A 14,417-nucleotide genomic window follows, 5' to 3' on the forward strand; every position below is an offset into this window, starting at 1 on the left:
GCTCAACGCCCCCACCCAACCCCACCGCCCAGCCCTGTGACAGTTCTGCATCCACCACGGGAATAAGAAAAAAAGCAAAAGCAAAAGCAAAAGCAAAAGCAAAAGCAAAAGCAAAAGCAGGCTTACGGGCTGCCGATGCTTTTGCTTTTGCTTTTGCTTTTGCTTTTTTATTTTTTCATCCGTGGCGGCGCACGGAGACTGTCGGGGGCTGGGCGGGTGGGGGCGTCGGGGGCGTTGAGCGCCAAGGATGGCGCGACGCGAGGCACGCAGGAGCGGCTCTTGCCGTCCCCCGACGCCTCCACCCGCCCAGCCAAACCACATACACCCGAAAATCCCGCGCCGCCACGAGGGGCTCAGCCGTTCGCCGTAACCCCACCGACAACCCTCCCACCTCGTGCGCACGGACACCGACGCTTTTGCTCTTGCTCCTGCTCTTTTTTCATCCGTGGCGGCGCACGGAGCCTGTCGGGGGCTGGGCGGGTGGAGGCGGCGGGGGCGTGTCGCGCCAGGGATGGCGCGACGCGAGGCACGCATGGACGCAGCTCTTGCCGTCCCCCGCTGCCTCCACCCGCCCAGCCAAACCACGTACACCCGAAAATCCCGCGCCCCCACGAGGGGCTCAGCCGTTCGCTGTCACTCCACCGACAACCCTTCCACCTTCTGCCAGCCACGCGGCAGCAGGTGGCCACGCGTCGCGCGTGAGCCCAAGTAGGCCTCCAGCTCGCTGAACTTCAGGCCCATCGTGCGCTGGCCGCTGCGGACCTGCAGCGTCTGGCCCGGACCGATCGCCACCACCGCCACCACCCGCTCGGTGGCCAGCTTGGCCTTCGGAATCTCGATGATCTTGTTGCCTTTGCCCTTGTCGAGTTCCGGCAGGTCCACCGCCGCGATGGCCAGCAGGTTGCCCGAACTGGTCACCGCCACGATCCGATCGGTTTCCACATTGCCCACCACCGCCGGCTGGAGCACCGAAGAACCCGAGGACAGGTTGAGCATCGCCTTGCCGGCCTTGTTGCGGCCGATCAGATTCTCGAAGCGGGTGACAAAGCCGTAGCCGTGGGTGGACGCCAGCACGAAGCGTCCACTCGGCTCGGCACTGGCGAGGGTGACGAACCGTGTGCCCGGGGCCGGCGAGAACCGCCCTGTCAGCGGCTCGCCGTTGCCGCGCGCCGAGGGCAGCGTATGCACGGCCGTGGAGTACGCGCGGCCCTCGCTGTCCAGGAATGCGACCTGCTGCGTGCTGCGCGCGCGCACCGATGCCAGCAGGCTGTCGCCATCGCGGTAGCTGAGCGTGGAGGGATCCATGTCATGGCCCTTGGCGGCGCGGATCCAACCCTTCTCGGACAGCACCACCGTCATCGGCTCGCTCGGCACCAGCTCGGTTTCATCGATGGCCTGCGCGGCCTGGCGCTGCACCAGCGGCGAACGGCGCGCGTCACCGAACTTCTTCGCATCGGCGGTCAGTTCGTCCTTGATCAGCTTCTTCAGCTTCGCCTTGCTGTCGAGGATGCCGAGAATCTTCTCGCGCTCCCTGGCCAGTTCGTCCTGCTCGCCGCGGATCTTCATCTCTTCCAGGCGCGCCAGCTGTTTCAGCTTGGTCTCCAGGATGTACTCGGCCTGGTCCTCGGACAGACCGAAGCGCGCGATCAGCGCGGCCCTGGGCTCGTCCTCGGTACGGATGATGTGGATCACTTCATCCAGGTTGAGGAAGGCGACCAGCAGGCCTTCCAACAGGTGCAGGCGTCGCTCCACCTTCTGCAGGCGGTGCTGCAGGCGGCGCACCACGGTGCTGCTGCGGAACGTCAGCCACTCACTGAGCAGCGTCTTGAGATTCTTCACCTGCGGCCGGCCGTCCAGGCCGATCACATTGAGATTGACGCGGTAGCTGCGCTCCAGGTCGGTGGTGGCGAACAGATGGCCCATCAGCTGGTCGGCATCGACGCGGTTGGAACGCGGCACCAGCACCACCCGGACCGGGTTGGCGTGGTCGGATTCATCACGGATGTCCTCGATCCACGGCAGCTTCTTGGCGCGCATCTGTGCGGCGATCTGCTCGATCACCTTCGAGGGCGACACCTGGTAGGGCAGGGCGTTGACGACCACGTTGCCGTTCTCTTTGAGGAACGTGGCGCGCGCGCGCACGCTGCCGTGGCCGGTTTCGTACATCTGCAGCAGATCGGCGGCCGGCGTGATGATTTCCGCGCTGGACGGATAGTCCGGACCCTTCACGTGGTCGAACAGCTCGCGCACGCTGGCTTCAGGATCGTCCAGCAGGTGCAGCAGGGCGCTGACGATCTCATTGAGGTTGTGGGGCGGCACGTCGGTGGCCATGCCCACGGCGATGCCGGTGGTGCCGTTGAGCAGCAGGTGCGGCAGCCGCGCCGGCATCCAGGTCGGTTCCTGCAGGGTGCCGTCGAAGTTGGGCGTCCAGTCGGTGGTGCCCTGGCCCAGTTCACCGAGCAGCACTTCCGCGATCGGCGTCAGTTTGGATTCGGTGTAGCGCATCGCGGCGAACGACTTCGGATCATCCGTGGAGCCGAAGTTGCCCTGGCCTTCGATCAGCGGATAGCGGTACGAGAACGGCTGCGCCATCAGCACCAGCGCTTCGTAGCAGGCGCTGTCGCCATGCGGATGGTACTTACCGATCACGTCACCGACGGTGCGGGCCGACTTCTTCGGCTTCGCGCTGGCGTTCAGGCCCAGCTCGCTCATCGCATAGATGATGCGACGCTGTACCGGTTTCAGGCCGTCGCCGAGGAAAGGCAGCGCACGGTCCAGCACCACATACATCGAGTAATCGAGGTAGGCGCGCTCGGCGTACTCGCGCAGCGGCAGTTGTTCGAAACCGTGGAAGACGGGGCGGGCTAGATCGGTCATGCGCGGTTGTTACCTGTGTTCGGAGACGGCGACGGCCGTCGCCCTCGCAATCCGTTGATTATCCGGATGCGGCCGGATAAGCCAAGCGGCCGCGGTGCGCCGCGGACACCGGGACGCCGACGCCACCGATGCCAGCGTTTCATTGTTGCAACACAGCATCCACACCATCCGGATATATTTCTATTGAGAAATATATTTTTTGGAAGAGAATAAGCGGCATGAAATGTCCTGACAGCACTCCGCCGAGCCTTGGCCTGCTCTTGCGGCAGGTCCGCGATGGCCTCGTCCGGCAGCTCGACGCCTCGATGGCCGAGGAAGATCTGGGCCTCAACTTCAGCCATTACATCGGCCTGAAGGTGCTTTCGCGCATGGCGCCGTGCACCGCCAACGAACTTGCGCGCGCCATTGACCAGGTGCCGAGCGCGGTGACGCGCCTGCTCGACAAGCTCGAAGCGCTGGGTTGCGTACGTCGGCAGGCTCATGCGCAGGACCGCCGTGCGTTGCAGATCGTGCTGACCGACGAAGGCCGCACGCTGTGGGCGCGACTGCAACAGCGTGGCGAAGATGTCATCGATTATGCCTCGCGCGACCTCAGCGCCGCAGAGCGCACCCAACTGTTGTCACTGCTGACCCGAATCCGCGACTCCCTGGCGACCCCATGACCTCCCTCTCTCTCCGTTACTTCCAACGCACCGGGCGTCCGCTGCTGTTGGCCGGCCTGGCCGTGGCGCTGACCGCCTGCGCGAGCAGCCGCGGCCTGTCGCCGCATGGCACGCTGCTCGATGCCGACACCCTGCACGCCGAGCGCACGCTCTCCCGCGCCGCGCTCGGTGCGGCCGGCTTTCCCGCGCACGACTGGTGGCGCGCCCTGGGTGACCCGCAGCTGGATGCGCTGGTCTCGGAAGGACTGGCCAGCCATCCCAGCCTGGACGTGGCCGATGCGCGCCTGCGCCAGGCCCGCTCACAGGTGGGTGGAGCGCGTGCGGACCAGCTGCCTTCTGTCACCGCCTCCGGCGGTTACACCGGCGTGCGCCTGCCTGAGTCCATGCTCGGCGACGAACTGGGCGGGCATTACGGCGGCAGCAGCCGGCTGATGCTCAGCGTCAGCTATGGCCTGGACCTGTGGGGCGGCAAGCGCGCCGCTTGGGAAGCGGCCGTGGACAGCGCACATGCGGCGGCCATCGATGCGCAGGCCGCCCGGCTCGACCTCTCCGCGGGCATCGCGCAGGCCTATGCGCAACTGGCCTACGCCTGGCAGCTGCACGATGTGGCCGAAGAAGAACTCGCACGCTCGCAACGTTCGCTGGAGCTCACGCGCCAGCGCCGCATCGCCGGGATCGACAGCGACCTGCAGGTGCGCCAGGCCGAAGGCCGCGTGCCCGCTGCGCAGCAGCAGCGCCAGGCGGCGCAGCAGCAGATCGACCAGGCACGCACCGCGCTGGCGGCACTGGTCGGCAAGGGCCCTGACCGCGGCCTGCAGATCCAGCGGCCGCGCACCCTGAACCCGATGGCGCTGCAGCTGCCGGGCGTGTTGCCGAGCGCGCTGCTCGGCCGTCGCCCCGACATCGTCGCCGCGCGCTGGCGCGTGGAGGCGGCAGGCCGGCAGATCGACGCCGCCAAGGCCGCGTTCTATCCCAGTCTCAATCTGACCGCGCTCGCCGGCGTGGTCGCCCCCGAACTGGGTGACCTGCTGCAGAGCCGTTCGTCCTTCGCTTACATCGGCCCCGCCCTGAGCCTGCCGCTGTTCGATGGCGGGCGCCTGCGTGCCGGGCTCGACAGCCGCGACGCCGACTACGACCTCGCCGTGGCCAGCTACAACCAGTCCGTGCTGGATGCCCTGCGCGAGGTCGCCGACGAGGTCGCCGCCGTGCAGTCGCTGCAGCAGCAGGCGCAGGCCCAGCAGCAGGCGGTGGACATCGCCCGCGCGGCGTTCGAACTGGCCGACCAGCGCTACCGCGCCGGCATCGGCAACTACCTGGACGTGCTCACTGCGCAGTCCACGCTGCTGCAGTCCCAGCAGCGGCTGGCCGGCCTGACGTCGCAGCAGGTGGTGTCTTCGGTGCGTCTCAGCCAGGCCCTCGGCGGGGGCTTCGAGCTGCCCGCCGGGACCCCGCCGCACACCGCTTCCCTTTCCGATTCCACGAATTCCTGAAGGCCTCCGCATGAGCCAGACTCCTACCCCTGCGGCACCCGCCGCACCGAGCCGCCGTGGCGCGCTGCTGCGCGGCCTGCTTGCCATCGTCGTCCTGCTGATCGCAGCCGCCGCGTTGTGGTACTTCATGTTCGGCCGCTGGTTCGAAGAGACCGACGATGCGTACGTGCAGGGCAACCAGGTGCAGATCACGCCGCTGATCACCGGCACGGTGACCGGCATCGCCGCCGATGACGGCATGCGCGTGGAGCGTGGCCAGCTGCTGGTGCAGCTTGATCCGGCCGACACCGAAGTGGCGCTGCAGCAGGCTGAGGCGAAGCTGGCCGGTACGGTACGCCAGGTACGCGGCCTGTACCGCAGCGTGGAAGGCGCGCAGGCCGAGCTCAATGCGCGGCAGGTGAGCCTCAAGCGGGCACGCGATGACTTCGCGCGGCGCAGGGACCTTGCCGCGACCGGCGCGATCTCCAACGAAGAGCTGGCTCATGCCCGTGATGAACTGGCGGCGGCCGAAGCCGCCGTGGCCGGATCGCGGGAAACCCTGGAGCGCAGCAGCGCACTGGTCGACGACACCGTGATCGCCACCCAGCCGGATGTACAGGCGGCCGCCGCGCAGCTGCGTCAGGCGTGGCTAAACAACGCCCGGGCGGGCATCGTTTCGCCGGTGGCCGGCTACGTGGCGCGGCGCTCGGTGCAGGTCGGCCAGCGCGTGCAGCCGGGCACCGCGCTGATGGCGGTGGTACCGACCGAGCAGATGTGGGTGGAAGCCAACTTCAAGGAGACCCAGCTGCGGCACATGCGCCTTGGTCAGGAAGTGGAACTGCGCGCTGACCTCTACGGCGGCGACGTGGGCTACAAGGGACGCATCACCAGCCTCGGCATGGGCACCGGTTCGGCGTTCTCGCTGCTGCCGGCGCAGAACGCCAGCGGCAACTGGATTAAGATCGTGCAGCGCGTGCCGGTGCGCATCGCCATCGATGCCAAGCAGCTTGCCGAGCACCCGTTGCGCATCGGGCTGTCCATGAAGGCCGAAGTCAGCCTGCGCGACCAGAAGGGCGACGTGCTGCCACGCCAAGCGGCGACCGGCTCGGTGTTCGATACCGATGTCTACAGCAAGCAGCTGCATGAGGCCGACGACATGATCCACACGATCATCCAGGGCAACCTGCCGCAGACCGCAGCCGCGCCGGCCACCGTCCGGGCCGGTGCCGGTACGCCGCCGAGCGCGCCGGCCACGCGTCCGCACGCCACCAAGGCAGGCTGACCCCCATGTCTTCCCAAGCTCCCGCCGCGCCCGCATCGCCGGGCGCTCCGGCGGCCCCGGCCACCGGCTTCCTGCCACCCAGCGTCAAGCTGGCCACGGCCGGGCTGGCGATGGCCAGCTTCATGCAGGTGCTCGACACCACCATCGCCAACGTCTCCCTGCCGACCATCGCCGGCAACCTCGGCGCCAGCTCGCAGCAGGCCACGTGGGTGATCACCTCCTTCGCGGTCAGCACCGCGATTGCGTTGCCGCTGACCGGCTGGTTGAGCCGTCGCTTCGGCGAAACGAAGCTGTTCGTGTGGGCCACGCTGGCCTTCACCATCGCGTCGCTGTTGTGCGGTCTGGCCCAGAGCATGGGCATGCTGGTGGTGTCCCGCGCGCTGCAGGGCTTCGTGGCCGGCCCCATGTACCCGATCACCCAGTCCCTGCTGGTTTCCATCTATCCGCGCGAGAAACGTGGCCAGGCGCTGGCGCTGCTGGCGATGATCACCGTGGTCGCACCGATCTGTGGCCCGATCCTCGGCGGCTGGATCACCGACAACTACAGCTGGGAATGGATCTTCCTGATCAACGTGCCGCTGGGCATTTTCGCGGCGCTGGTGGTGGGCAACCAGATGAAGGGGCGCCCGGAACACATCGAGAAGCCGAAGATGGATTACGTCGGACTGGTCACGCTGGTGATCGGTGTCGGCGCCCTGCAGCTGGTGCTGGATCTGGGCAACGACGAGGACTGGTTCAGTTCGCCGACCATCGTCGCGCTGTCCTGCGTATCACTGGTGGCCCTGGCGGTGTTCCTGATCTGGGAGCTCACCGACAAGGACCCGATCGTGGACCTGCGCCTGTTCCGGCATCGCAATTTCCGCGCCGGCACGCTGGCGATGGTGGTGGCCTACGCCGCGTTCTTCAGCGTCTCGCTGCTGATCCCGCAATGGCTGCAGCGCGACATGGGCTATACGGCGGTGTGGGCCGGCCTTGCAACGGCACCGATCGGCATCCTGCCGGTCATCATGACGCCGTTCGTTGGCAAGTACGCGTCGCGCTTCGACATGCGCATGCTGGCCACGGTGGCCTTCGTGTTCCTGTCGTTCACCAGCTTCCTGCGTTCGAATTTCAACCTGCAGGTGGATTTCCAGCATGTGGCCGGCGTGCAGCTGCTGATGGGCGTCGGCGTGGCGTTGTTCTTCATGCCGGTGCTGCAGATCCTGCTGTCGGACCTGGATGGCCGCGAGATCGCTGCAGGGTCCGGACTGGCGACCTTCCTGCGCACGCTGGGCGGCAGCTTCGCCGCATCGCTGACCACATGGCTGTGGGCACGCCGTACCCAGGTGCACCATGCCGACATGACCGAGCATATTTCGGTGTACCAGCCGGGCATGCAGGAGCAGGTTGCCGCGATGGGGCAGGGCGACCTGCAGCACGGTGCGGCGGCGCTCAACACGATGATCAACCATCAGGCCTCGCAGATGGGATTCAACGATATCTTCTTCCTGCTGGGCTGGATCTTCCTCGCCATCATCACCTTCCTGTGGCTGGCCAGGCCACCGTTCGGCGCAGGTGCGGGCGCGGCGTCGGCCGGTGGGCACTGACGAGGCACCAGGGCGCGCCGTGCCATGCGCGGCGCTGCCCTCCCGCGCGGCGCTCCACCCGACGACAGGCATGAAAAAACCCGCTTGCGCGGGTTTGATCATTTGCTGAGTCATGGTGCCCAGAAGAGGACTCGAACCTCCACGAAGTTGCCCCCGCTAGCACCTGAAGCTAGTGCGTCTACCAATTCCGCCATCTGGGCGACTCAGGAGAAGAATTGTGCAGGACGTGATCGGGTGTGTCAATAAAAATTTCAGCGCGTCGCCGCAGGGTCGCTCAGTCGTCCACGGCGCTGCCGCCCAGGTGCAGCAGCAGGCTCTGCATCGGCCGCGACAGGGCCGACCACCGAGCAAAACACAGTGACAGCCGGCGTCGTGCCCAGGGGTCCTCCAGATCGATCACGTGCAGGGCGAACCGCCTGCGGTAGCGGCGTGCGAGCGAACGCGGCACGATGCCGATCCCCACCCCGTGCCCGACCATTTCGCACAGGCCTTCGAAGGTCTTCATGCGCACCCGTGGCGCCGGCACGCGACCGAGCGCGCGGGCGTTGTCTTCGATGTGTTCCTGCAGCGCGTTGCCATCGGCCAGCGCAACGAAGGTCTCGCCCAGCACCTCGGCGAAGGTGATGGCCGCGTGCGCGGCGAGCCGGTGGTGGGCGGGCACGATCAGTTGCAGGGGATCGTTCTCCACGGGCTGCACCTGCAGCGCGCCGGCGTCGAGCGCATCGGAAATGATGCCCGCTTCGGCCTTGCCACTGGCCACGAGGCGCACGATCTCCACGCTGGTGCGCTCCTTGAGGTCCACGTGCAGCCGCGGTCGCCCGGCCAGCCACGGTGCCAGGCGGCCCGGGAGGAAACCGGTCAGGGCGCCGGTGTTGGCATACAGGTGCAGCGTGCCGCGCGCACCGCTGGCGAACTCCTGCAGTTCGGCGCGCAGCAGCGCTTGTTGACGCAGGATCAGCCGCGCGTGGTGCAGCAGTGCTTCGCCGGCTTCGGTGGTGGTCACGCCGCGCGGATGGCGCTGCAGCAACGGCACGCCACTGTCGTCCTCCATGCTGCGCAGGCGTTCGCTGGCCGAAGCCAGTGCCAGCGATGCGCGGGCGGCGCCGGCGGTGATGCTGCCCGCTTCAACCACGGCAACGAACAGGCGCAGATCGGTCAGGTCCAGGCGCATGCGGTGTCGCTCCGTCGGATGCCTGCCTTCGGCACAGCCGAAGGGTAGGGCGGGAAAGCCGCATTGTGCCAGCGCGTTCGCACAGGTCCAATGAGTCCATGGAGCATTCCCCGTATTTCTATCTGCTGCTGGTCGTCGTGTTCGTGCTCGCGGGCGTGGTCAAGGGGGTCACCGGCATGGGCCTGCCGACGGTGGCGATGGGCCTGCTCGGCAGCGCATTGTCACCGGTCGCGGCGGCTTCAATGCTGTTCGTACCCACGCTGGTGACCAATCTGTGGCAGATCTTCGCCGGCCCGGCGTTGGGGCAGGTGGTGCGCCGGCTGTGGCCGTTGCTGCTCGGCGTGATCGTGGCGACGGTCTTCGGCGCGGCGCTGCTGGTGCGCGTGGATCCGCGCTGGTCGGGCATGGCGCTGGGCGTGGCGTTGATCGTGTACGCCGCCTACTCGCTGTTCGCACCGCCCCTGCGCGTGCCCAAGCCCCTGGAGCGCTGGCTGTCCCCGCTGGTGGGGGCGGTTTCAGGCGTTGTCACCGGTGCCACCGGCGTCTTCGTGATGCCCGCCGTGCCCTACCTGCAGTCGCTGGGCCTGAGCCGCGACGAGCTGGTGCAGGCGCTCGGCCTGGCCTTCACCATCTCCACGATGTCTTTGACCACTGGGCTGCTCGTGCATGGTGCCTTCGGCGCGCAGCAGCTGGGGTTGAGCGCATTGGCGATCGCGCCGGCGCTGGCCGGGATGTGGCTGGGCCAGAAGATCCGTGGCCGCATCAGCGCGAGGGCGTTCCGGCTGTGCTTCCTCGCTTTCCTGGTACTGCTCGGCATCGAACTGGTAGCGCGCCCGCTGCTGGCCTGAGCCTCCACCCGCCGCGAGAAAACGCAGACGAAAAAAAACCCGCGCAAGCGGGTTGTTTTTCATCGATGGTGCCCAGGAGAGGACTCGAACCTCCACGAAGTTGCCCCCGCTAGCACCTGAAGCTAGTGCGTCTACCAATTCCGCCACCTGGGCATCGAGGGGGCGAATTATGCGGGGGTGAAAATCGGCTGTCAACACTTCCGTGCACCCCTGTCCGGAATGCGCGGGGCGTCCGGCAGACGCGCACAAAAAACCCCCGCTTGCGCGAGGGTTGATTGTGTCTGGTGCCCAGGAGAGGACTCGAACCTCCACGAAGTTGCCCCCGCTAGCACCTGAAGCTAGTGCGTCTACCAATTCCGCCACCTGGGCTTCCAGAGCCGGCAATTCTGAAGATCGACCGAGAACTTGTCAACGAATTTCCGCAGATGAACGCGCAACCCGCATCTGCCCGGCCCATGACCCGTTCTGCACGCCGTCACCGGCTACCATGGAGGGCGATGAATACCAAAAAACCGAACAAGGGCGGGAAGCCCCGCACGACGCCATCCAACGGCTCCGCCACCGCTCCCGCACAGGGACCGAAGAAAAAGAAGCTCCCGCCGTGGATGCCGGACAGCCTGAGCGCTGACAGCGCTGCCCCTCCGTCCGGCCGCCGCCGCCGGAGCTCCGCTGCCGCGTCGTCCGCCCCCGCACCGTCAGGACGAGCCTTGCCGCCGCCCTTGCCCGGCGCCCCGCTCGAAGACCCCTTCGCCTCGCGCGAGGCAGAAAAATACGAACAGCCGATCGCCAGCCGCGAGGCCATTCTCGCGCTCCTGGAGCGTTGCGAAGGTCCACAGACTGCAGAGGAAGTGGGGGCCCGCCTGGGCCTGACCACGCCGGACCGTGCCGAGGCGCTGTCGCGCCGGTTGGGCGCCATGGTGCGCGATGGCCAGCTTGTGCAGAACCGTCGGGGTGGCTTTGCGCCCATCCAGGCCCTGAGCCTGGTGACCGGCGTGGTGATCGCCAATCCGGAAGGCTTCGGCTTCCTGCGCGTCGTGGAAGGTGGCGACGATCTGTTCCTGCCGCCGTTTGAAATGCGCAAGGTGATGCACGGTGACAAGGTGCTGGCGCGCGTGACCGGCATTGACCACCGCGGTCGTCGTGAGGGCAGCATCGCCCGAGTGCTCGAACGCGGGATGACCCGTCTGATCGGCCGTTTCAGCGTGGAGATGGGCATCAACTACGTAGTGCCCGATGACAAGCGCGTCCAGCGCAATGTCCAGGTGCCGCCGGATCACACCGGGGGCGCACGCGATGGGCAGTTGGTGGTGTGCGAACTGGTGCATGCGCCGGACACGCGTCGTCCGCCGATCGGTCGCATCATCGCCGTGCTGGGTGACAAGCTCACCGCTTCGCTGGTTGTGGAAACGGCCATCCATGGTCACGAGCTGCCATTCGAGTTCCCGCAGGAGGTGCTTGCCGAGGCCTCGGCGGTACCGCTGGTGGTCGAGCCGGCGATGATCGGCAACCGTGTCGATCTGCGCAGCCTGCCGCTGGTCACCATCGATGGCGAGGATGCCAAGGATTTCGACGACGCCGTGTATTGCGAGCCGAACGCCGAAGGCTTCCGCCTGGTCGTGGCCATCGCCGATGTGTCCAACTACGTCCGGCCGGGCACCCCGCTGGACGACGAAGCGCAGAAGCGCGCCACGTCTGTCTATTTCCCCGGTTTCGTCGTCCCGATGCTGCCGGAAACACTGTCCAACGGCATCTGTTCGCTGATGCCGAACGTCGACCGCATGTGCTTCGTCTGCGACATGCAGGTAGACCGCGAGGGTCAGGTCAGCGGCTCGCGCTTCTACGAAGCGGTGATGAACTCGCATGCACGCCTGACCTACACGCAGGTCTGGCAGGCGGTCGGCGAAGACGATGCGGGCGCCAAGGCGGCCATCGGCCCCCTGCTGCCCCAGGTACAGCGCCTTCACCAGCTGTACCAGGTGCTGTCGCGTGCGCGCAGCCGGCGCGGTGCGATCGAATTCGAATCCAGCGAAGTGCGCTTCGTGCTCGACAACACCGGCGAGGTGACCCAGGCCGGCATGCTGGTGCGCAACGATGCCCACAAGCTGATCGAAGAATGCATGATCGCCGCCAACGTGGAGGCTGCACGCTACCTGCTCGCCCACCAGGTGCCGGCGCCCTACCGGGTACATGAAAAGCCGCCGGAGACCAAGTTCGCCGACCTGCTCGAGTTCCTGAAGGAATTCAAGCTGAGCCTGCCGCCGTGGTCGAAGGTGCAGCCGGGTGATTACACCAAGCTGCTCAAGAAGATCCGCGACCGTCCCGATGCTGCACTGCTTGAGTCGGTGCTGCTGCGCAGCCAGAGCCTGGCGGTCTACACGCCCGACAACAACGGCCACTTCGGCCTGGCGCTGGAGGCGTACGCGCATTTCACTTCGCCGATCCGCCGTTATCCCGACCTGCTCGTCCACCGCGCGATCAAGCACGCACTGACCGGCGCCCGCGCGGACTCGTATCGCTATACCCCGCGTGAGATGGCCGCTCTGGCGCTGCAGTGTTCCGAGCGCGAGCGGCGTGCTGACGAGGCCGAGCGCGAAGTGGACGAGCGTTACCGTGCCGCCTGGATGGAGAAACATGTCGGCGGTCAGTTTGACGGCGTGATCAGCGGCGTGACCAGTTTCGGGTTGTTCGTGGAGCTTCTTGATTCCAAGGTGCAGGGCCTGGTGCATGTCACCCAGCTGCCACATGACTATTACAAGTTCGATGCGGTCCGCAAGACGCTCAGCGGCGAACGCCGCGGGACCAGCTACCGGCTTGGCGACAGCGTGCGGGTGCTGGTGCTGAAGGCCAGCATGGAAGAGCGGAAGATCGATTTCCGCCTGGTCGAGCACAAGGGCGAGGAAGAAGAAGCGCCCCGCGCCGCACCCATGCCGGCGTTCGAGCGGGGTACGCCCGCCAAGCGCAGCAAGAAGAAGTACTGAAGGCACGGCGGGGGCGGGCATGTCGCCCGTCCCCCTGCCGCGCCATCTGTCGGCCTGTCCGGGCCGAACATCCCCGGAGGTGCACACCATGCAGGGTGAACCGGAGTACAGCGGCGGCTGCCAGTGCGGCGCGGTCCGTTTCGAAGTCCGTGGCGAGCTCACGGACAGTTCCATCTGCCATTGCCGGATGTGCCAGAAGGCCTTCGGCGCGTATTACGCGCCGCTGGTGTCCGTGCGTGGTGCCCAGTTCGCCTGGACCCGCGGCGAACCCACCTACTACCCGTCTTCCAACCTTGTCCGACGCGGGTTCTGCAATCAGTGCGGAACGCCGTTGACCTACGAGGCGCCCGACGGCATGGCGCTGGCCGCCGGTGCGTTCGACCAGCCCGAGCGGGTGCCCCCGGTGCTGCAGCACGGCGTGGAGCGCAAGGTCGGGTTTGTCGATGCGCTGGCCGCGTTGCCTGCACAGCGCACCGAAGAGGACACGGCTGCAGGTGACTTCCTTGCCGCGATCGTCAGCCGCCAGCACCCGGACCACGACACCCCCCATTGGCCCCCGCAGAGCCGCTGAGCGCCGCAGGGTCCGATGGACTAACATAGCCAGCCCCTTTCCGGTCCCGCCCCGCATGAGCAAAACCAGCCAGTGGATCGTCGGCGTCAACGCCGTCGCCTCCTCCATCGAGAACGACGCCGAGAACGTCCGCGAAGTGCTGGTCGAGGCCGGCTCCAAGAATCCGCGCCTGACCGAGATCGAGGAAAACGCACGCCGCAAGGGCATCGATGTGCGCAAGGTCAACAGCCAGGCGCTCGATGGGGTGGGCGGTTCGGTACGCCACCAGGGCGTGGCGGCCCGGTATGCCGCCGCGCGGACCTACAGCGAGAACGAACTGGAAGGCCTGGTCGAGGCGGCCGAGGGCAAGGCGCTGCTGCTGGTGCTGGATGAGGTGCAGGACCCGCACAACCTGGGCGCCTGTCTGCGCAGTGCCGCCGCCGCCGGGGCGACCGCGGTGATCATTCCCAAGGACAAATCGGCCACGGTCAACGCCACGGTGCGCAAGACCTCGGCCGGTGCCGCCGACCGCATTCCGGTGGTCGCCGTGACCAACCTGTCGCGTTGCCTGAAGGACCTGCAGAAGCAGGGCGTGTGGATCTACGGCCTGGCCGGCGAAGCCACTGCCTCGCTGTATTCGCTGGACCTCAAGGGCAACATCGCGCTCGTACTGGGCGGCGAGGCGGACGGCCTGCGCCGGTTGACCCGCGAAAACTGCGATGGGCTGGTGAAGATTCCGATGCCGGGTGAGATCGAGAGCCTCAACGTGTCGGTGGCCGCCGGGGTGAGCCTGTTCGAGGTCGTGCGCCAGCGTCACGGGTGATCCGGCGAACGGCTGGGCCCCTCCGTGGTGGCGCTGGGGCTGGGTTGCTGGGATTGGGCCGGGTGGTGGGGTTGGGTGGGGGACGGCAAGAGCCGCTCCTGCGGGCCTCGCTTCGCGCCATCCATGGCGCTCAACGCCCCCACCCAACCCCACCGCCCAGCCCTGTGACAG

9 protein-coding genes, 3 tRNA genes and 1 pseudogene are annotated in these 14,417 nt (G+C 67.1%); 8 read left to right on the forward strand and 5 right to left on the reverse strand.

Going from position 1 to position 14,417, the window contains the following annotated elements:
• Positions 1–633: 633 nt before the first annotated feature.
• Positions 634–2,877: a DNA topoisomerase IV subunit A gene (gene parC / locus FHY09_RS16255; RefSeq protein ID WP_166927957.1), complete on the reverse strand. Its 2,244-nt coding sequence runs from the start codon at positions 2,875–2,877 to the stop codon at positions 634–636.
• Positions 2,878–3,095: 218 nt separating this feature from the next.
• Here parC and FHY09_RS16260 point away from each other — a divergent pair, with 218 nt between their 5' ends.
• From FHY09_RS16260 to FHY09_RS16275, 4 genes and pseudogenes are all read left to right on the forward strand, one after another.
• A complete protein-coding gene (locus FHY09_RS16260; protein WP_166927958.1) occupies positions 3,096–3,539 on the forward strand; it encodes a MarR family transcriptional regulator in 444 nt (147 codons plus the stop codon).
• Positions 3,536–5,029 carry an efflux transporter outer membrane subunit gene (locus tag FHY09_RS16265; RefSeq protein ID WP_166927959.1) on the forward strand — a complete coding sequence of 498 codons (1,494 nt, stop codon included), beginning with the start codon at positions 3,536–3,538 and terminating at the stop codon, positions 5,027–5,029. Before FHY09_RS16260 ends, FHY09_RS16265 begins: the two co-directional genes overlap by 4 nt.
• 10 nt (positions 5,030–5,039) lie before the next feature.
• Positions 5,040–6,209: pseudogene (locus tag FHY09_RS16270) on the forward strand (HlyD family secretion protein); the annotation flags it as partial.
• A gap of 86 nt (positions 6,210–6,295) precedes the next feature.
• On the forward strand, positions 6,296–7,876 hold the full coding sequence (locus FHY09_RS16275; RefSeq protein ID WP_166927961.1) for a DHA2 family efflux MFS transporter permease subunit: 1,581 nt from the start codon (positions 6,296–6,298) through the stop codon (positions 7,874–7,876).
• A 113-nt stretch (positions 7,877–7,989) separates the two neighbouring features.
• On the opposite strand, the gene FHY09_RS16280 is transcribed toward FHY09_RS16275, so the two are convergent.
• Together FHY09_RS16280 and FHY09_RS16285 are read right to left on the reverse strand one after the other, a co-directional pair.
• Positions 7,990–8,076, reverse strand: a tRNA-Leu gene (locus tag FHY09_RS16280).
• A 74-nt stretch (positions 8,077–8,150) separates the two neighbouring features.
• Positions 8,151–9,047: a LysR substrate-binding domain-containing protein gene (locus FHY09_RS16285; RefSeq protein WP_166927962.1), complete on the reverse strand. Its 897-nt coding sequence runs from the start codon at positions 9,045–9,047 to the stop codon at positions 8,151–8,153.
• Positions 9,048–9,145: 98 nt separating this feature from the next.
• On the opposite strand from FHY09_RS16285, the gene FHY09_RS16290 reads away from it, so the two are divergent.
• On the forward strand, positions 9,146–9,895 hold the full coding sequence (locus FHY09_RS16290) for a sulfite exporter TauE/SafE family protein (protein WP_166927963.1): 750 nt from the start codon (positions 9,146–9,148) through the stop codon (positions 9,893–9,895).
• A gap of 66 nt (positions 9,896–9,961) precedes the next feature.
• On the opposite strand, the gene FHY09_RS16295 is transcribed toward FHY09_RS16290, so the two are convergent.
• A tRNA-Leu gene (locus FHY09_RS16295) sits at positions 9,962–10,048 on the reverse strand.
• 129 nt (positions 10,049–10,177) lie between these two features.
• Positions 10,178–10,264: transfer RNA gene (locus FHY09_RS16300), tRNA-Leu, on the reverse strand.
• A gap of 128 nt (positions 10,265–10,392) precedes the next feature.
• Between FHY09_RS16300 and rnr the strand changes: the two genes are divergently transcribed.
• The 3 genes from rnr to rlmB all read left to right on the forward strand — a co-directional run bounded on the left by rnr (position 10,393) and on the right by rlmB (position 14,246).
• Positions 10,393–12,873, forward strand: coding sequence for a ribonuclease R (rnr, locus tag FHY09_RS16305; RefSeq protein WP_166927964.1), 2,481 nt, complete (start codon positions 10,393–10,395; stop codon positions 12,871–12,873).
• An 88-nt stretch (positions 12,874–12,961) separates the two neighbouring features.
• Entirely contained in the window at positions 12,962–13,444 is a 483-nt protein-coding gene (locus FHY09_RS16310; protein WP_166927966.1) for a GFA family protein, read from the forward strand.
• Between the two features lie 55 nt (positions 13,445–13,499).
• Positions 13,500–14,246: a 23S rRNA (guanosine(2251)-2'-O)-methyltransferase RlmB gene (rlmB, locus tag FHY09_RS16315; RefSeq protein WP_166927965.1), complete on the forward strand. Its 747-nt coding sequence runs from the start codon at positions 13,500–13,502 to the stop codon at positions 14,244–14,246.
• Positions 14,247–14,417 lie beyond the last annotated feature (171 nt).

This window comes from Xanthomonas sp. 60, assembly GCF_011761925.1.